This window comes from Leifsonia virtsii (assembly GCF_030433675.1).
GTDB lineage: Bacteria > Actinomycetota > Actinomycetes > Actinomycetales > Microbacteriaceae > Leifsonia > Leifsonia virtsii.
On the sequence record NZ_JAROCB010000001.1, the window covers coordinates 457,534 to 475,368 of the forward strand.

General features: G+C 70.0%; 19 protein-coding genes and 4 tRNA genes. 9 read left to right on the forward strand and 14 right to left on the reverse strand.

The features are described 5' to 3' along the window. Positions 1-54: 54 nt before the first annotated feature. The 4 genes from P5G59_RS02210 to P5G59_RS02225 all read right to left on the reverse strand — a co-directional run bounded on the left by P5G59_RS02210 (position 55) and on the right by P5G59_RS02225 (position 5,281). Positions 55-2,193, reverse strand: a complete 2,139-nt coding sequence (locus tag P5G59_RS02210) for a 3-hydroxyacyl-CoA dehydrogenase NAD-binding domain-containing protein (protein ID WP_301215559.1) — start codon at positions 2,191-2,193, stop codon at positions 55-57. A gap of 5 nt (positions 2,194-2,198) precedes the next feature. Further along, entirely contained in the window at positions 2,199-3,407 is a 1,209-nt protein-coding gene (locus P5G59_RS02215; RefSeq protein WP_301215561.1) for a thiolase family protein, read from the reverse strand. 73 nt (positions 3,408-3,480) lie between these two features. Further along, entirely contained in the window at positions 3,481-4,677 is a 1,197-nt protein-coding gene (locus P5G59_RS02220; protein WP_301215562.1) for an HRDC domain-containing protein, read from the reverse strand. Further along, positions 4,670-5,281: a DUF3000 domain-containing protein gene (locus tag P5G59_RS02225; protein WP_301215563.1), complete on the reverse strand. Its 612-nt coding sequence runs from the start codon at positions 5,279-5,281 to the stop codon at positions 4,670-4,672. Before P5G59_RS02225 ends, P5G59_RS02220 begins: the two co-directional genes overlap by 8 nt. Positions 5,282-5,382: 101 nt before the next feature. Between P5G59_RS02225 and P5G59_RS02230 the strand changes: the two genes are divergently transcribed. After that, on the forward strand, positions 5,383-6,576 hold the full coding sequence (locus P5G59_RS02230) for an alpha/beta hydrolase family protein (RefSeq protein ID WP_301215564.1): 1,194 nt from the start codon (positions 5,383-5,385) through the stop codon (positions 6,574-6,576). Here the strand turns inward: P5G59_RS02230 and P5G59_RS02235 are convergent. Then, positions 6,573-7,007, reverse strand: a complete 435-nt coding sequence (locus P5G59_RS02235) for a SufE family protein (protein WP_175336301.1) — start codon at positions 7,005-7,007, stop codon at positions 6,573-6,575. The two genes, P5G59_RS02230 and P5G59_RS02235, sit on opposite strands and share 4 nt — an antisense overlap. Positions 7,008-7,054: 47 nt before the next feature. Beyond that, positions 7,055-7,954, reverse strand: coding sequence for a sulfurtransferase (locus P5G59_RS02240; RefSeq protein WP_301215565.1), 900 nt, complete (start codon positions 7,952-7,954; stop codon positions 7,055-7,057). A gap of 150 nt (positions 7,955-8,104) precedes the next feature. On the opposite strand from P5G59_RS02240, the gene zapE reads away from it, so the two are divergent. The 4 genes from zapE (at position 8,105) to P5G59_RS02260 (ending at position 12,431) form a co-directional block, all read left to right on the forward strand. Continuing rightward, positions 8,105-9,160, forward strand: a complete 1,056-nt coding sequence (gene zapE, locus P5G59_RS02245) for a cell division protein ZapE (protein ID WP_301215566.1) — start codon at positions 8,105-8,107, stop codon at positions 9,158-9,160. Positions 9,161-9,368: 208 nt separating this feature from the next. Then, the gene (locus P5G59_RS02250; RefSeq protein ID WP_301215567.1) at positions 9,369-10,652 is read left to right on the forward strand and encodes an ammonium transporter; all 1,284 of its coding nucleotides are present in this window, start codon (positions 9,369-9,371) and stop codon (positions 10,650-10,652) included. Positions 10,653-10,756: 104 nt separating this feature from the next. Next, positions 10,757-12,010, forward strand: coding sequence for an ammonium transporter (locus P5G59_RS02255; protein ID WP_301215568.1), 1,254 nt, complete (start codon positions 10,757-10,759; stop codon positions 12,008-12,010). 28 nt (positions 12,011-12,038) lie between these two features. Beyond that, positions 12,039-12,431: a type II toxin-antitoxin system PemK/MazF family toxin gene (locus tag P5G59_RS02260; RefSeq protein WP_301215569.1), complete on the forward strand. Its 393-nt coding sequence runs from the start codon at positions 12,039-12,041 to the stop codon at positions 12,429-12,431. 113 nt (positions 12,432-12,544) lie between these two features. Here P5G59_RS02260 and P5G59_RS02265 read toward each other — a convergent pair. After that, positions 12,545-12,620, reverse strand: a tRNA-Val gene (locus P5G59_RS02265). 172 nt (positions 12,621-12,792) lie between these two features. Here P5G59_RS02265 and P5G59_RS02270 point away from each other — a divergent pair. The 4 genes from P5G59_RS02270 to P5G59_RS02285 all read left to right on the forward strand — a co-directional run bounded on the left by P5G59_RS02270 (position 12,793) and on the right by P5G59_RS02285 (position 13,714). Beyond that, positions 12,793-12,865: transfer RNA gene (locus P5G59_RS02270), tRNA-Gly, on the forward strand. 66 nt (positions 12,866-12,931) lie between these two features. Further along, positions 12,932-13,002: transfer RNA gene (locus P5G59_RS02275), tRNA-Cys, on the forward strand. Between the two features lie 26 nt (positions 13,003-13,028). Then, a tRNA-Val gene (locus P5G59_RS02280) sits at positions 13,029-13,100 on the forward strand. Positions 13,101-13,237: 137 nt separating this feature from the next. Then, on the forward strand, positions 13,238-13,714 hold the full coding sequence (locus P5G59_RS02285; RefSeq protein ID WP_301215570.1) for a hypothetical protein: 477 nt from the start codon (positions 13,238-13,240) through the stop codon (positions 13,712-13,714). Between the two features lie 21 nt (positions 13,715-13,735). Here P5G59_RS02285 and P5G59_RS02290 read toward each other — a convergent pair whose 3' ends face one another. The 7 genes from P5G59_RS02290 to P5G59_RS02320 form a co-directional block, all read right to left on the reverse strand. Continuing rightward, a complete protein-coding gene (locus P5G59_RS02290) occupies positions 13,736-14,152 on the reverse strand; it encodes a hypothetical protein (protein WP_301215571.1) in 417 nt (138 codons plus the stop codon). A 35-nt stretch (positions 14,153-14,187) separates the two neighbouring features. Then, positions 14,188-14,688 carry a hypothetical protein gene (locus P5G59_RS02295; protein WP_301215572.1) on the reverse strand — a complete coding sequence of 167 codons (501 nt, stop codon included), beginning with the start codon at positions 14,686-14,688 and terminating at the stop codon, positions 14,188-14,190. A gap of 5 nt (positions 14,689-14,693) precedes the next feature. After that, positions 14,694-15,137: a GNAT family N-acetyltransferase gene (locus tag P5G59_RS02300; RefSeq protein ID WP_301215573.1), complete on the reverse strand. Its 444-nt coding sequence runs from the start codon at positions 15,135-15,137 to the stop codon at positions 14,694-14,696. 4 nt (positions 15,138-15,141) lie between these two features. After that, on the reverse strand, positions 15,142-15,588 hold the full coding sequence (locus P5G59_RS02305; protein ID WP_301215574.1) for a hypothetical protein: 447 nt from the start codon (positions 15,586-15,588) through the stop codon (positions 15,142-15,144). A 4-nt stretch (positions 15,589-15,592) separates the two neighbouring features. Then, positions 15,593-16,045, reverse strand: coding sequence for an NUDIX domain-containing protein (locus tag P5G59_RS02310; protein ID WP_301215575.1), 453 nt, complete (start codon positions 16,043-16,045; stop codon positions 15,593-15,595). A gap of 79 nt (positions 16,046-16,124) precedes the next feature. Then, positions 16,125-16,595: an NADPH-dependent FMN reductase gene (locus tag P5G59_RS02315; RefSeq protein ID WP_301215576.1), complete on the reverse strand. Its 471-nt coding sequence runs from the start codon at positions 16,593-16,595 to the stop codon at positions 16,125-16,127. Between the two features lie 40 nt (positions 16,596-16,635). Then, a complete protein-coding gene (locus P5G59_RS02320) occupies positions 16,636-17,709 on the reverse strand; it encodes an alkene reductase (RefSeq protein WP_301215577.1) in 1,074 nt (357 codons plus the stop codon). Between the last annotated feature and the right edge of the window lie 126 nt (positions 17,710-17,835).

A 17,835-nucleotide genomic window follows, 5' to 3' on the forward strand; every position in this document is an offset into this window, starting at 1 on the left:
ACACGCCGCTATCCGAAACGGATAGCGGCGTGTTGCGTCCCATAGGTGTGAGCGTTACGCGACGCCCTTCACCGGCGGGTGGTGGAACGTGTCGCCGAAGACGCGCTCGGAGGCGCCCACCCGGTCCAGGTACGGCGTGATACCGCCCATCTGGAACGGGAAGCCCGCCCCGAGGATCATGCACAGGTCGATGTCCTCCGGAGCCTCCACGACGTGGTCGTCGACCAGCATGCGGTGGATCTCGTCGGCCAGGCCGTCCTCCAGCGTGCGGAGGATCTGCTCCTTCGTCCACGGGTTCTTGCCGCCCGAGACGATCTTCGCGGCGCCCTTGTCGAGGCCCTTCACCTTGCCCTTGGCGTCCTTCTCCAGCAGCGTGCCGTACTCGGCGAGCTTGTGGAGGTTCTCCGAGCGGTAGAACCGGTCCGGGAACGCGGCGTGGTGGGTGTCGAGCACGTGCGCGCCGACCTTCAGCCCGACCAGGTCGAGCAGGGCGGAGGGCGCCATCGGCAGCCCCAGCGGCGCGATGGCCTCATCGACCACCTCGAACGGCGTGCCGTCGTCGACGGCGTGCATCGCGTCCCCGAGGATCTTCGCCAGCACGCGGTTGACCACGAAGCCGGGGGTGTCCGCGGTGATCACGGCGTTCTTCTTCAGGGCCGCCGCGGTCACCATCGCGGTCGACAGCGTCGCCTCGTCGGTGTGCGGCGTCTTCACGACCTCGATGAGCGGCATGACCGCGACCGGGGTGAAGAAGTGGAAGCCGACCAGGCGCTCCGGATGCTTCAGCTTCGCGCCGATCTGCTCGACCGACAGCGACGAGGTGTTGGTGGCGATGACGGCCTCGTCCGAAAGGTACGGCTCCACCTCGGCGAAGACGTTCTGCTTCACCGACAGCTCCTCGAAGACGGCCTCGATGACCCAGTCGCAGTCGGCGAAGTCGGCCTTGTCCGTCGTGCCCGTGACGAGCGCGCGCAGACGGTTGGCCTCGTCGGGGGAGATGCGGCCCTTCTCCTGCAGCTTGCCGATCTCGTCGTGGATGTACGCCACGCCCTTGTCGACGTGCGCCTGGTCGAGGTCGGTGATGACCACCGGCACACGGAGGCGGCGCACGAACAGCAGCGCGAACTGGCTGGCCATGTAGCCGGCGCCGATGACGCCGATCTTGGTGACCTTCTTCGCCAGCTTCTTGTCGGGCGCGCCGGCCGGCCGCTTCGCGCGCTTCTGCACGAGGTTGAAGGCGTAGATGCTGGCCTGGAACTGGTCGCCCGAGATGAGCTCGGCGAGCGCCTCGTCCTCGAGCTCGAAACCGGCGGCGCGGTCGTTCGACTTGGCGGCCTTGAGCAGGTCGAGCGCCTTGTACGGCGACTTCGGGACGGTGCCGATGCGCGACTCGAGCATCTTGCGGGCGATGCCGATGGCGGCGTCCCACTTCACCATGCGCTCGATCTTGCCCGGCTCGTTGGGGCGCTTGACGACGACGTCGCCGGTGAGCACCTTGTCGGCCCACTTCAGCGAGTCTTCCAGGAAGTTGGCCGAGTCGAAGATCGCGTCCGCGATCCCGAGGTCGAACACCTCCTGCGCCTTGAGCATGCGGTTCTGCTTGAGCGGGTTCTCGACGACGACCTTGAGCGCGTTCTCGATGCCGATCAGGTTCGGCAGGATGGTAGCGCCGCCCCAGCCCGGGATGAGGCCGAGGAACACCTCGGGAAGTGCGAACGCGGCCGTGTTGCGGTCGATGGTGCGGTAGTCGGCGTTGAGGCCGATCTCCACGCCGCCGCCGAGCGCGAGGCCGTTGGTGAACACGAACGACGGGACGCCGAAGGTCGCCTGCTTGCCGAGCACGTAGTGGCCGAGCTGCGGGAGCAGCTTCGCCACCTCGACGCTCGGGATGTCGCTGACCCGGCTGAGGTCGGCGCCGGCGGCGAGGATGAACGGCTTGCCGGTGACCCCGACCGCGTCGATCTCGCCGCGCTTGGCCCGCTGCGTGAGCTCGTCGAACACGCGGCCGAGCTCCAGCAGGGTCGCCGGGCCCAGCGTGTTCGGGCGGGTGTGGTCGCGACCGTTGTTGAGGGTCACGAGCGCGAGGGTCTTGCCGCTGGGGAGCGGGACGTCCTTCACGAACGCGTGGGTGACGACCTCGTCGTCGGCCACGGCCTCCAGGGGGCTGAAGTCGATGGTGCTGTAGTCCGTCACGTGTCTCAGCCCTTCCGCGCCGCGCGCTTGTCGTAGTTGGGGTTCTCCCAGATCACGGTGCCGCCCTGGCCGAGGCCGACGCACATCGCGGTGATCCCGTAGCGCACCTCCGGGTGCTCGGCGAACTGAGCCGCGAGCTGGATCATCAGGCGGACGCCGCTGGCCGCGAGCGGGTGGCCGATCGCGATCGCACCGCCCCACTGGTTGACGCGCGGGTCGTCGTCGTCGATCCCGAAGTGGTCGAGGAACGACAGCACCTGGATGGCGAACGCCTCGTTCAGCTCGAACAGGCCGATGTCGTCGATGGTCAGGCCCGCCTTGCGCAGCGCCTTCTCGGTGGACGGGACCGGGCCGATGCCCATGATCTCCGGCTCGACGCCGGCGAACGCGAAGCTCACCATCCGCATCTTCGGGGTGAGGCCCAGCTCCTTGACGGCGTCGTGGGACGCGAGGAGCGAGGCGGTGGCGCCGTCGGTCAGGGGCGACGAGTTGCCCGCGGTGACGCGCCCGTGCGGGCGGAACGGCGTCTTGAGGGTGGCGAGACCCTCCATGGTGGTCTGCGGGCGCATGCCCTCGTCCTGCGTGGCGAGGCCCCAGCCCGACTCGGAGCGGATCGCGACCGGCACCAGGTCCGGCTGCAGCTTGCCCGCCTCGTACGCCGCGGCCGTCTTGTGCTGGCTGCGCATCGCGAAGCGGTCGGAGCGCTCCTTGGTGAGCGCGGGGAAGCGGTCGTGGATGCGCTCGGCGGTCATGCCCATGTTGAGCGCGTCCTCGGCGACCATCTTCTCGGAGAGGAAGCGCGGGTTCGGGTCGGCGCCGAAGCCCATCGGGTGGCGGCCCATGTGCTCGACGCCACCGGCGATCACGAGGTCGTAGGCGCCGAACGCGATGCCCGAGCCGAGCGTGGTGACGCTGGTCATGGCGCCCGCGCACATCCGGTCGATGGCGAAGCCCGGCACCGACTTCGGCAGCCCGGCGAGCAGCGCCGCCGTGCGGCCGAGGGTGAGCCCCTGGTCGCCCTGCTGGGTGGTGGCGGCGATCGCCACATCGTCGATCCGGTCCTTGGGCACCTCGGGGTTGCGCTCGAGCAGACCGATCATCGCCTTCACGACGAGGTCGTCCGCCCGGGTGTTCCAGTACTGCCCTTTTTCGCCGGCCCGCCCGAACGGAGTACGGACTCCGTCGACGAACACGACATCGTTCCTATCGGCCACAGTGCCTCCCAAATCAAGGTCGGGAACGATCCTAGGTACACGACTGTGCACGAAAAGAATCGTTTGATCCTTCCTACGAAACGGGCTCGGACCCGTCGTCGGCGTTTTGGGGCCCTTCTACAAAAGCCTGGGCGATCACCTGTGCGGTTGCATCAACCTGCCAGGGTCGTGCGCCGTGCGCCGCGAGCGCCTCTCCGACGCTCTGCGGGGTGATCTCGGCCGGCGGCGCCCAGGCCACCCGGCGCAGCGTGTCCGGGGTGAGCAGGTTCTCCAGCGGGATGGCGCGCTCCTCCGACACAGCGGTGAGCGCCGTGCGGGCGGCCTTCAGCCGGGCGTCGGCGTCCGGGTTGCGGTCGGCCCAGGCGCGCGGCGGCGGCAGGCTGTCGCCGGTGCCGCGCAGCACCGGGAGGTCGTCGGTGGTGCGACCGGCCTCGATGGCCGCCCACCAGCGGTCGAGCTCGGTGCGGCTGGCGCGTCCGGTGAACTCCCGCATCGCCGCGAGCGCGCGCTTGCTGTCGGGCATCGCCTTCGCCGCGGCGGTCAGCGACGCGTCGGGGACCAGGCGGCCGGGGGCGGTGTCGAGCTCGCGCGCCAGCGCGTCCCGGCTGAGCCACAGCTCGCGGGCGACCGCCAGGTTGCGCAGGCCGCGGATCGAGTGGATGCCGGACAGCCGGCGCCAGGGCTCGGCCCGCACCGGGACGAGGTCGCGCACCAGCTCGTCGGCGAACTCCTGCCGTGCGATCTCGAGCTTGCCCGCCTCCTCCAGCAGGGCGGCGATGGCGTCGCGCAGGTCGGGCAGCAGCTCGACGTCGAGGGCGGCGTAGGTGAGCCACGGCTCGGGCAGCGGACGCGTCGACCAGTCGGCCGCGCTGTGCTCCTTGGCCAGGTGGATGCCGAGCAGCTCCTCCACGACCGTGCCGAGGCCGACCCGCGGCATCCCGAGCAGGCGTGCGGCGAGTTCGGTGTCGAACACGATCGACGGGTCCAGCCCGACCTCGCGGAGGCAGGTGAGGTCCTGCGTGGCCGCGTGCAGCACCCACTCGTCGTCGTGGATGGCCTCGTTCAGCTCGTCGAAGCGGCCGACCGCGGGCGGGTCGAACAGGAACGTGCCGGATCCGCGGCGGAAGACCTGGATCAGGTAGGCCCGCTGAGAGTACTTGAAGCCGCTCGCCCGCTCCGCGTCCACCGCGATGGGGCCTTCGCCCGCAGCGATGCGCTCGACCGCGGACAGGTAGCCCTCGCGCGTGTCGATGACGGAGTGCTCAGCCACGCGGTGCCTTCCTCGACGCGGACGTGCGGGCGCTCAGCAGGCTCACGCCCTCGCCGGTCGGCGGCAGGCCCGCGAGCATGCACAGCAGCTCGCCCCAGCCCTCGACGTGCGCCGAGACGTCCGACTCCAACGGGCTCCAGGAGGCGCGCAGCTCGATCTGGGAGCCGTCGCCCTGCGCGGCGAGTTCGCCGAAGCCGGTGGAGATGATCTTCGTCGCGGTGCCGCTGGCCGCGGTGTAGCGGGCGTGCCGGGCGTCGAGCGCATCCACCAGCCACGACCATGCGACGTCGGCGAGGAACGGGTCGAGTCCGATGTCCGTCTCCAGCGGCGCCTGGGCGAAGCAGACGATGCGGAACGGGCCGCCCCACGCCTCCGGCTCTTCGGGATCGTAGAGCAGGATGAAGCGTCCGGTGCCGAGGTCCGAGTCGCTGCCGTGGCGCGCCGGTCGCACGTCCGCCGCGAGCGCGACCGAGTACGGGGCCAGCTGCGCGGGCGCGGGGATCTCCTCGATCACGAGCTCCGGACGCGACACTGCGGCTCGGATGGACTGCAGCGCCGTGGCGAACTCCGCCGGGTGCTGCGGTGTGGATGTCGGTGTCGGCACGCTTCGAACACTAGAAGCCTTTCCCGCGTCCCGTCTGTAAGGCACGCCGCCTGAGGAAGTCCTGAGGGCGGCCGACCGGTCGCGCCGGTACGCTGCTGACCATGACGGCACGCGGCACGGGATCGGCGTTCGGCAGGGCACTCGGGACCGCGGCGATCGTCGCGGGCGGCCTCGCGCTCGCCACCGCGGCGGGCGCCGCCTGGGTGACCACCCGCGTCGCCCGCACCGTGATCACGCCGGTGCGGCGCCGCCCGCAGAACCAGACCATCCGCTCGTTCGACGAGACGCTCGGGACGGTGACGCTGCGCGACACCCCGGACGCGGCGATGCCCGGCCGGTTCGGCCTGTGGTGGGGGAGCGAGACCGCCTTCGCGAAGCTCGGCGGCCTGATCGAGCGCGGCGACGGGACGGTGACCCGCGAGCTCGAACGCGTCGAGTTCGGCGAGCTGCGCGAGGGCCGAGCCCGCATCTCCGGGTACTACTACCTGCAGCCGGAGGAGCTCGGCCTGCCGGTGAACAGCGTCGAGATCGACACCGACCTCGGCCAGGCTCCCGCATGGGTGTTCCCGGCGCCGGAGGGCGCAGGCGACGACCGCTGGGTGATCCAGGTGCACGGCTGGGGCGCCACCCGACAGGAGGGTCTGCGCGCCGTCCGGGTCTACCACGAGGCCGGATTCACCTGCCTGCTCGCCTCCTACCGCAACGACGGCGACGCCCCCGAGAGCGAGGACCGCCGCTACGGGCTCGGCGGCACCGAGTGGCGTGACATCGAGGCGGCGATCGGCTACGCGGCAGAGCACGGCGCCCGCTCGATCGTGCTGATGGGCTGGTCGATGGGCGGCGCCGTCGTGCTGCAGACCATCACCCGCTCCCGGTCGCTGGATCTGGTGACGGGCATCGTCCTGGAGTCGCCGGTCATCGACTGGATCGACACCCTGGAGTACCAGGGCAACCTCCTGCGGCTCCCCGACGTGGTGACCCGCGCCGCCATGCGCCTCATCGAGTCGGAGTGGAGCGGGCCGATCACCGGCCAGGGCGCCCCGATCGACCTGCGCAGCATGGACTTCGTCGCCCGCGCCTCCGAGCTCAGCCTCCCGATGCTCATCCTGCACAGCGACGACGACGGCTTCGTCCCCTCCACCGGGTCCCGCGCGCTCGCCGCGGCGCGCAGCGACATCGTCACCCTGGTGTCGTTCGACGTGGCCCTCCACACCAAGCTGTGGAACTACGACGAGGCGAAGTGGACCGCCGCCATCGCCGGCTGGCTCGCCGAGCACGTGCCGGCGCAGGACTAGGCGGCGAGCTTCTCCCGCACCTGGCGCTTCGCCCGGCCGAGCAGCGCCGACATGCCGCGGAGGCGGAGCGGCGACACGGCGGCCGCCAGACCGAGCGTCTGCGGGAAGTCGTCCGGCACCGCGAGCACCTCGTCGGCGGTCAGGCCGGCGAGGCCCTGCACCAGGATGGACGCGAACCCGCGCGTCGTCGGCGCCTCCCGCGGTGCGGTGGCGAACAGGTGCACGACACCGGCCGCATCCACCTCGACGAAGATGAACACGGGCGCCTGGCACTCCTCGACCCGCTCCAGTAGATCGGGATGGTCGCGGTAGCGCTCCGGCAGCTCGGGCAGCTCGTCCGAGAACTCCAGCAGCAGCTGCAGCCGGTCGTTCTGCTCCAGCGCCTGGAAGTCGTCACGGATCTCAGCCAGAGTGCCCGTCAGTTCGGTCATCCCTCAAGGCTACGTCGGATTCGCACTGCGCCGGAGCCGGCGACGACTCAGCGGGACGGGACTTCGCCCGGCTCGCTGCCCGTCACGATCGGGACGCGCACGGCCGAGCCCCACTCCGTCCACGAGCCGTCGTAGTTCTTCACGTTCTCGAAGCCGAGCAGGTGCGTGAGCACGAACCAGGTGTGGCTGGAGCGCTCGCCGATGCGGCAGTAGGCGATCACGTCATCGCCCGGCTTCAGCCCTGCGCCGTCGAGGTAGACCTCCTCGAGCTCCGCCCGGCGCTTGAACGTGGCGTCGGGGGCGGCGGCCTTCGCCCACGGCACGGACTTCGCCGACGGGATGTGACCGGCACGCAGCGCGCCCTCGGTCGGGTACCCGGGGATCTCGGTGCGCTCGCCGCTGTACTCCTCGGGCGAGCGGACGTCGATCAGGGGCCGGCCGAGGTGGGCGAGCACGTCCTCCTTGAAGGCGCGCACGACCGTGTCGTCGCGCTCCACCACCGGGTACTCGACCGCGGCGGGCGTCGGCACCTCGCGGGTGATCTCCCTGCCTTCGGCGATCCATTTGTCGCGGCCGCCGTCGAGCAGCCGCACGTCTTCGTGGCCGAACAGGGTGAAGACCCACAGCGCGTAGGCGGCCCACCAGTTGTTCTTGTCGCCGTAGATCACGACCGTGGTGTCGCGCGCGATGCCCTTCGAACCGAGCAGCTCGGCGAAGCGCTCGGAGCTGACGTAGTCGCGGACGACCGGGTCGTTGAGGTCGGTGTGCCAGTCGATCTTGACGGAGCCGGGGATGTGGCCGGTGTCGTACAGGAGCACGTCCTCGTCCGACTCCACGACCGCGAGACCGGGTTCGCCCAGGTGCGCGGCGAGCCATTCGGTGCTCACCAACCGCTCGGGGTGCGCGTAGCCGGCGAACTCGGGCGACGGGTCGGTCTCGATGGTCATGCGGTCTCTCCTTGCGAAGTGCGTCCAGGATCCGGTCCGCATCGCGGGACTAGGCTGGATGAGCCCCGCGAGCGCAGGCGATCTACGTCCAGCGTATGCGGCCGGAAGCGCACGCGGGTAAGACTTCGACACAAAGGTGCACAACACGCCATGACCCTCGAACAGACCGGCGCCCTTCCGCGTCTCGCCGACCGCTCGCCCGAGATCACGGGCGCCGAGATCGCCGGGAGCCTGGTCCCTCCGTCGCAGTTCGAGCACGCCAGCTTCGAGTCATACCGGCCCGACCACGACTACCCCTCGCAGGCCGAGGCGGTGGCGACCCTGAAGCTGTTCGCCAAGTCGTGGGAGCCGCAGCGCCCGGCCGGCCTGTTCAGCCGCAACCGCAGGAAGGTCGAGGCGATGAAGCCCGGCGTCTACCTCGACGGCGGCTTCGGCGTCGGCAAGACCCACCTGCTCGCGGCGCTCTGGCACGAGGCCCCCGGCCCCAAGTACTTCGGCACCTTCATCGAGTACACCGCGCTCGTCGGAGCGCTCGGCTACGCGGGCGCGGTCGACCTGCTCCGCGGCTCGACCCTGATCTCCATCGACGAGTTCGAGCTCGACGACCCGGGCGACACCATGATGATGACCAGGATGCTCGGCGAGCTCGTCGCCTCCGGCACCCGCATCGCCGCCACCAGCAACACGCCGCCGAACGCGCTCGGCGAGGGCCGGTTCGCCGCCAGCGACTTCCTCCGCGAGATCCAGTCGCTGTCGTCGAACTTCCAGACCATCCGCATCGACGGCCTCGACTACCGTCGCCGCGACACCACCGGCACCGCCATCACCGTCGACCGCGCCGACTACGACCGCGCGCTCGCCGCGATGGCCGGGCGAGGGGAGACGGTCACCAGCGACGGCTTCCAGGACCTCATCGCGCACCTGGCGACCGTCCACCCGTCGCGGTACATCAAGATGATCGAGGGCGTGGATGTGATCGGCCTCACCGACGTGGAGGTGCTGCACGACCAGATGGCCGCGCTGCGCCTGGTCGCCTTCATCGACCGCGTCTACGACGCCGAGATCCCGGTGGTGCAGACCGGCGTCCCGCTGAGCGAGGTGTTCGACGACGAGATGCTCGGCGGCGGCTACCGCAAGAAGTACCTCCGCTCGACCTCCCGCATGATCGCGCTCACCGCGGGCGAGCTGCCGCCCCACGACGACTGAGCCGGCGGGCTCGCCCGGCACGCACTCCCCGGCGAACACGAGGCGCCCGGCGAGCAGATCGGCAGCCTCCCGAAACACAGTGTTTACACGACGCCGGGATGCGTAACCTCCGCGAAACACGTCCAGCCCTCTGTCGAAACCTCCTGGTCTGAGACTGGCTCCACCCCGAAACCCGAGGGGTGCACGCACAGAGAGGTAGACAATTCGCATGGTGCTCCACACAGCAGCGGACTACGCGGAGGCAGGGACGGTCAACGCCCTGTGGCTCCTGGTCGCCGCAGCCCTCGTTCTGCTGATGACCCCCGGTGTCGCCTTCTTCTACGGCGGCATGGTCCGCGCGAAGAGCGTCATCAGCATGATGATGATGAGCTTCGGGGCCATGGCCCTCGTCGGCGTCCTCTGGGTCGTCTACGGCTACGGGCTCGCGTTCGGCCCCGCCAGCATCCCCCACTTCCTCGGAACGCCGGACTGGTTCCTCTCCAGCCTGATGGGCAAGGACGGCATCACGCCTGACCTGAGCGGTCTCGCCTTCGCCGGCTTCCAGGCCACGTTCGCCATCATCACCGTCGCGCTGATCTCCGGTGCGATCGCCGACCGCGCCAAGTTCGGCTCGTGGATGGTGTTCGCCGGCATCTGGGTGACCATCGTCTACTTCCCGGTCGCGTACTGGGTGTTCAACCTCGCCGACGGCTGGGCCCCGGCCGTGCTCCACGTGAACGACTTCGCCGGCGGAACCGCGGTGCACATCAACGCCGGTGCTGCGGGTCTCGCGCTCGCCCTCGTCCTCGGCAAGCGCGTCGGCTTCCAGAAGGGCATGTCGAAGCCGCACAACGTCCCGCTGACCCTGCTCGGCGCCGCCCTGCTGTGGTTCGGCTGGTTCGGTTTCAACGCCGGTTCCGAGGCCGCGGTCGACGGCGTCGCCGCGATCGCCTGGGTCAACACCCTCGCCGCCCCCGCCGCCGCGACCATCGGCTGGCTGATCGTCGAGAAGTTCAAGGACGGCAAGCCGACCTCGATCGGCGCCGCGTCGGGTGCCGTCGCCGGCCTGGTCGCGATCACCCCGGCCTGTAACATCCTGACCCCGGGCTTCGCGATCCTCCTCGGCCTCGTCGCCGGCGCCGTCTGCGCCCTGGCCATCGACCTGAAGTTCCGCCTCGGCTTCGACGACTCGCTCGACGTGGTCGGCATCCACCTCGTCGGCGGCCTCATCGGAACGCTGTGGATCGGCTTCTTCGGCTTCACCCACATTTACAACTCGAAGGGCGAGGCGACGGACAAGTTCTCCAGCCTGCTCTACGGCGGCAGCTTCTACCAGCTGGGCGTGCAGGCCGTCGGTGCCTTCGCGGTGCTGATCTACTCCTTCGTCCTGGCCTACGCCATCGGCTGGGTCATCCAGAAGACGATGGGCTTCCGCATCAAGAACGAGGACGAGCTCGCCGGCGTCGACACGGTCGTGCACGGCGAGGAGGGCTACGCGCTCGAGACGGTCTGAGCGCAGGCCGATCACTCGGAGCACCGAACGGGGTGCCGCCTTCGGGCGGCGCCCCGTTCCGCTGTCGCTAGGGTGTGCTTGACGGTTTCCGGCGAAGGAGAGGCATGGCTCACGCGACGCCCGACCAGGTGGACGCGCTGCTGCTGTTCTTCTGCGGCGCGCTCGTGCTCCTGGCCTCGTTCGGGCTTGCACTCTTCTCGGGCGGGATGGCGGGCCGCGCCCGGGCGACGCGTGCGTTCCGGTTCGTGCTGGTGGGGGCGGCCGTCACGATCCTGCTCGCGGTGCTCGGCGGGTACGGGGCTGTCACAGGGCGGCCGCTGATCCCGCACCTGTTCGGCGTCCCGGATCCCGGCCTGGCCGCCGTCGCCGGCACAGACCCCGCGGCGTCGTCGCCGTACCCGGCGGCGCGCGCCGGCTACCTCATCGCCGTGCTGATCGTGGTCGCCGCCGTCGTGGCGGTCGCCGTGGCGTCGCGCATGACCCTGCGGGCCTGGATCGTGTTCGCCGCTCTCTGGCTGCCCCTGGTGGTCTTCCCGGTGGCGTACGGCGTGTTCCAGCTCGACGACGGCTGGGCGGTCGCCGGCCTCCACGTCGTCGACTTCGGCGGAGCCCTCCTCGTGGTGGCGGCGGGAGGCAGTGCCGTCGGGCTGCTGCTGGCCGGCGGTCGCTCCGAGCATCTGCCGCCGCTGTCGCCCAGGCCGACGCTGATGGCCATCGGCGGGGCGATGGTGTGGGTCGGCTGGCTCGGTCTCATCGTCGGCTCCGAGGCCGCGCTCGACGCCTACGCGTCGCTCATGGCGGTCGGCGGCTTCCTGGCGTCGGCGACCGGCGTTCTGATGTGGATGCTGGTGGATGCCGTGCTGCTCCGGCGGCCCACCCTCTCCAGTGCGCTGTGCGGGGCGTTCGCCGGCCTCGTCGCGGTGACCGCGGCATCCGGTGTGCTGACGCTCGGCTGGTGCATGCTCGTCGGCGCCCTGTCGTCGCTCGCCTGCGCGACCATGGTCGACCTGGCCGCCCGGGCGCGGTTCGGCCCCGCGCTGACCCTGTGCGTCATCACGATCGTCGGCGGGCTCGTCGGCCTGCTCTTCCCGGGCCTCTTCGCCACCGGCGGCGGGATGGTCGACAGCGGCAACTTCGACCTCTTCATCGCGCAGGGGATCGCCGGGATGGCCGTGCTGCTGTACTCGGTCACGGTGTCGCTGCTTCTCGGGCTGGCCCTGCGCTTCACGATCGGGCTGACGCGCGTCCGCTATCGTGCCGCACGTGGCATCCGTGAGAAGCGTCCTGTCCGCCCTGACCGGGCTGTTCCGCCCGTCCCGCGTGGGCAGGATCGGCGGGGGCGCCCCACCGCGGACTGAGCCGGGCCGCGCCGGCCGCACTGCGACGGTGCAGGTCGACCCCCGCAGCCTCGGCCGCATCCGCACCGCATACAACCCGAACCTCGACGGCGACGCCGACCCCGGCGAGATCGTCTGGACCTGGGTGCCGTACGAGGAGGCCGACGGCCGTGGCAAGGACCGGCCCGTCCTGGTCGTGGCCACGGAGCCGTCGGGCACGGTGCTTGCCGTGCCGCTGACCAGCCAGGAGCATCCCGGCCGCCCGGAGTACCTGCCGATCGGCGCGGGGGAGTGGGACGGCCGCCGCCGCCCGAGCTTCGTGCGGCTCGACCGCGTCTACCGGGTGCACCAGGCCGGCCTGCGCCGCGAGGCGGCCGCCCTCGACGCGCGCCGGTTCGCGCTCGTGCGCGAGGCGCTCGCGGCGCGCTACGGCTGGCGCTGAGCGCCCGCGATTCGTGCCGAATGTGCGTTCTCGGGCGGGTATTCCGCACATTCGTCACGAATCGGTGCGGCCTCCGGAAACGACGAAACCCCCGGCGGACCGGGGGTTTCTGGTGGTGGGCGATACCAGACTCGAACTGATGACCTCTTCCGTGTGAAGGAAGCGCGCTACCAACTGCGCCAATCGCCCATCCGCATCCGCCTGAGCGGCTGCGAGATTCGATACTAGCCGACTCGGGGGCCCCGATGCACATCGACACGGGCCCGCCGGGCGACACACCCGGACGGCCTGTCCGGTTTTGTCTTGCGCGCGCGGATCGGCTAGAGTCTTTCAAGTGCCGCAGGGAACTGCGGAACGAAATGCGGATGTAGCGCAGTTGGTAGCGCATCACCTTGCCAAGGTGAGGGTCGCGAGTTCGAGTCTCGTCATCCGCTCGAGTCGGCCCGGTCTTCGGATCGGGCCTCTCGGGTACGGTACGGTTTTTCCGTGTTGTGGCGTTCGGTGGATTGGCCGAGAGGCGAGGCAGCGGCCTGCAAAGCCGTATACACGGGTTCGAATCCCGTATCCACCTCGAATCTGAGCTTCACGCTCAGACTCGGGCGATTGGCGCAGCGGTAGCGCGCTTCCCTGACACGGAAGAGGTCACTGGTTCGATCCCAGTATCGCCCACAGAGAGAGCAACGCAGAGAGAAACCCCCGGTGAGCCCGGGGGTTTCGTCGTTTCCGGGGTGCGGGAGCACGCGCGCTCACGTGGCCCTGACTGGGGGCTGATCGGCGCTCGTCGAGCTGGCACGATGAGAGTGATCATGAATAAACTCACACCCTTCGCCCTGACCGTCACCATCACAGCACTCGCCCTCACCGGCTGCAGCACCGCACCCGGCGCCGCGCCGGCGAGCACGTCAGACTCCACGCGGACCGCCGTTGCCGAGCCGACGACGGAGCCGGCGAAGACACCGGACCTCGTCGGCACCTGGAAGCAGATCAACTCGGCAGCCTCCGATAGCTACCAGGAGGCGGAGATCTCCGGAGACGTGATCACGATCAACTGGGTGGCTGACAACGGCGACACCAAGTCGATCTACTGGGTGGGGAGCTTCACGGCGCCGAACGACGCCTCAACGCCGTACACATGGACCTCGACGCGCGACGAGGCCGCGACCGAGTCCGCCATGCTCGCGTCAACGGATGCCACCAAGGATTTCACGTTCCAGGACGGCACCATCAGCTACACGGCGAGCGCGCTCGGAACCACCACGACGATCAAGCTCAAGAAGAGCTGAGCGGCGGGGTTCCTCCTCGGCTCAGGCGCACACGGCGTCACGGGTGGGCGTCAACTTGCCCAGGACGTCGGTGATGACACCGGGAAGCTGCGCGATCGCCGTGTCGCCGTCCGGGCCCGACAACGCACGCACCTGTTCGTCGAGTTCCGCCGCGGCGTCGTGAAGGCGAGAGGCCGTCGCCGCGTCGCCGGGCGTCTCGGCCTTCAGGGAGTTCTCGATCCCGTTCACCCACTCGACCGCGGCGGCCGCATCGTGGTGGTCGAGGCACCAGGCTCGGAGCGCCTCCAGGTTGGTGACGGTCGAGCGGAGGTCCAAGCAGAAAACGCCGCCGGACGCGGTGGTCCCCGGATCCGGGAGCGTGGAGCAGCCGGCGAGGCCGATCGCCAGAGCGAAAGCGGCGACGGTCGTGGTGCCGAATGCACGGGCGCGCGTGTTCATGGTTCCCCCTGTCGACGATGACATCCACCGCGATCCTACGGCCCGGGCGTCTCCGCCGGCGTCGGGACGAGAAGGCTGCCATCGTCTGCGCCGCCCATCTGGAGGCGCCCGTCCGCTGCGATGAGGACCTGTCGGCTCCACTGGTCGGGCATCGGGCAGGCCGCGCCCTTCTGCCCGGGGACGAGTTGAAGCGCCACCTGTGCCGTGTCTCGCGTCGTGCTCGTTTGGTCGTCGAGGGTGACGTCGAGGTCATGCTCCTTCCGGAGGTCCAGCGTTCTCGGAGCAAGTACCTCGAACGACGGCCTGGTTCCGTCCTCGTCGTCGCACGAGTCGGCGTAGCAGGCGTGGACGGTGCCGCCCGGGTGGAGCTGGAGCCAGGGAGAGGCGGCGATGGTGATGTGAGGGGGACGGTTGTCGGGCATCGAGCACGCGACGAACAGCGGGGCGCAGCCCGCCAGCAGAGTCGCAAGAACGACACCGACGGTGGCCGCAAGGGCCCGGCGCACGAGTCGTTTCGCTTCGGCCCCGGCGCGCATCGGCGTTACGCCAGGTCGCCCGCGTACCGCATCAGCACCGAGTCGCGGCGCTGGAAGCCGACGGACTCGTACAGACGGATCGCCGACTCGCGGCTGGGCCGCGAGGTGAGGTCGAGGGTGCGCAGCCCCCGCTCGCGGGCGATCCCTATCACGGCCTCGAGGAGGAGCCTCGCGATGCCGCGGCCGCGCATCTCCCCGTCGACGACCACATCGTCGAGGTGCCCGCGCACGCCCGTCGGCAGGGGGAACGAGGCGAGGGTCGCCATCCCGACGATCCGGCCGTCGTCGCGAGCGACGATGAGGTCGGTGCCGTCGTGGTCGAGCATCGACAGGACGCGGGCGCGGTCGAATGTCGCCGACGACGAGAGTTGCGGCAGGAGCTGCTCGATGGCGGCGAGATCCTCGTCGGTGAGCGACTCGGCGACCTGGACACGGATGTCGGCGGACATGACCTCAGGCTAATCGCCTCGACCGGCGAGGCAGCAGGAAGAGAACGAGCGGCACGGCTGCCGCAAGGATGATGGCGGCGCCGATCAGATTGTCGCGGAGCGGGTTGCCCGACGCGATGTCGATCGGCTCACCGATGCAGCCGACGAGGATGATGACCGCGAGCGGGACGATCGCGGCGATCCCTCGCCGCCCGCGCCACGCTCCTACGGCGCCGATGACCAGGCTCGCAGCGCCGGCCAGGGCTGCGACGAGGAAGAACGCGACACCGCGATCGGCCGCGTGGCTCTCGAGACTGCCGACCGTGCCGCGGCCGCTGGTCCAGTCGATCCCCAGCGTCACGGCGAGCCCGGCAAGCACGCATGCGTAGCTGCAGGCCAGAACGGCGGCGATGATCGTGGGCCACGTCCGCGGGAAGCGTCGTCGCGGCGTGACGGGTGGCGTCATCGTCATGCCCTCACGCCAGCGGGGCATCGGCGATCACCCGATCGATCCAGTCCTGCCGCGAGAGGTCGCCGATCTCGGCGCGCTCGAACCAGCCCAGCTCGATGAGCTCGTCCATGTCCGGTTCCGCGGCACTGAGCAGCTCGCACTCGTAGGCGACGGTGACATAGCCCGCTCGGTCGCCGTTCCCGTAGGTTCTCATCATCGACTCGCCACCATAGGCCCCGACGAGCCCGGTGATCCGGATGCCGGCACCCGTCTCCTCGAGCACCTCGCGAGCGAGAGCGTCAGCTGGTTCTTCCCCCGGTTCGATGCCGCCGCCGATCAGCGTCCACTGCCGGCTGAAGGCATCCCGGGCCAGCAGGAACCGATCGCCCTCGCGGATCACCGCGGTAACGGCCGGAAGCAGGAGGAAGTCGTTCCCGATTCGCTCGCGGATGGACTGCACGTACTCGGACATCGCCATGGGCGTCATCGTAGCGTCGGCGTGAGGGCGCCCCCAGCGGTGCGGGGGAGACCAGCACGGCGGCCGTGCCGGTTGTCCTCTAGATCTCCCAGTCGGAGCGGTACGTCCGGTGCGCCAACAGATCGCGCAGTTCCGCGTGTACAGCGACAGTCTTCGCAAGGCGGGAGCGAAGACTATCGCTGAAGCCGTGCTCGAGACTCAGGTCGCGGTCCGACGCATAGACCATGTACGGGTTCACGACGCATTTGAAGTCCAGCATCATGGACGCGGCGATCTGGCTGTACGCCATGTAGGAGTGCGGAAGACCGCCGGCGCACAGGAAGGTGATCACCTTGTCGAACCACGCCGCGCGGCGCCCCTTCTCGCCGGTCGCACCGGTGAGTTCGATGAAGTTCTTGGCCGAGCTTCCGGCACCCCAGTTGTAGATGGGCATGGCCATCACGATGCTGTCGGCTTCGAGAAGAGCATTTCGGCTCTCGGTGTCCAGACTTGTCGAGACGACCAGGTGTATGCCGAAGGGTCGGCGAGCGACATGTCTCGATCCTTCCACGTCACCGCCGGTCAGTGAGAGCGGGCGGTGACGCGGGCCGCTACGCGCTCAGCCGCGGGTAGTCCGTGTACCCCTCCGCGCCGGTCCCGTAGAACGTCGCGGGGTTCGGCTCGTTCTCGGGGTGCTCGCCCTTCCAGCGCTCGACGAGGTCGGGGTTGGCGATCGCGAGGCGGCCGACGGCGACCGCGTCCGCGTGCGCGTCCTCGACCAGTGCGATCGCCTCGTCTCGGGTGGTGACCGAGCCGAAGCCGCTGTTCACGATGAAGGGACCGCCGAAGCGCTCGCGCAGGTCCTGCACGAGCGAGCCCCTCGGGTCCTTGTGGAGCACGCTGACGTAGGCGAGGCCGAGCGGGGCGAGCCCGTCCACGACGGCCTCGTAGGTGGCGGTGACGTCGGCGAGGTCGGTCTCGTGCACATCCTGGATGTTGTGCATCGGCGAGAGGCGGATGCCCACCCGGCCCGCGCCGACGGCGTCGGCGATCGCCGCGGTCACCTCGACGACGAAGCGGGCGCGCGCCTCCGGGCTGCCGCCGTACCGGTCGTCACGCACATTGGACACCGGCGAGAGGAACTGGTGCAGCAGGTAGCCGTTCGCACCGTGCACCTCCACCCCGTCGAAGCCCGCGGCGATGGCGTTCTTCGCCGCCGCGACGAACTCGTCGCGCACGGTCGCGAGCTCCTCGGCGGTGAGGGCGTGCGGCACCGGGTACGGCATCTTGCCGGCGGGGGTTCGCGCCTCGCCGGCGATCGCGACGGCGCTCGGGGCGACGACCCGGTCCACGCCGTTGATGAGCGGATGCGAGACCCGGCCGCTGTGCATGAGCTGCATGACGATGCGTCCGCCCTGGGCGTGCACGGCGTCGGCGACCGTGCGCCAACCGGCCACCTGCTCCTCGGTGACGATGCCCGGCTGCCCGGGGTACGCACGCGACTCGTGGCTCGGGTAGGTGCCCTCGGAGACGATCAGGCCGACGCTCGCCCGCTGCGCGTAGTGCTCCGCCACCAGCGGCCCCGGGATGCCCGCGTCGCCCGAACGGGTGCGGGTCAGCGGCGCCATCACGACGCGGTTGGGGAGGTGGAGGTCGCCGAGCGAGACGGGGGAGAACAGATCCATCGAGAGGGGTGCCTTTCTGTTGCGGGCAGGGGCGCCGGTCGGACCCCGCCGTGGAGGCGAACGGCTTACATAGCTCGGCTATTCCCTCCCGGGATCACCGTCTATCGCCGCGCGGCGGCGCGTCGC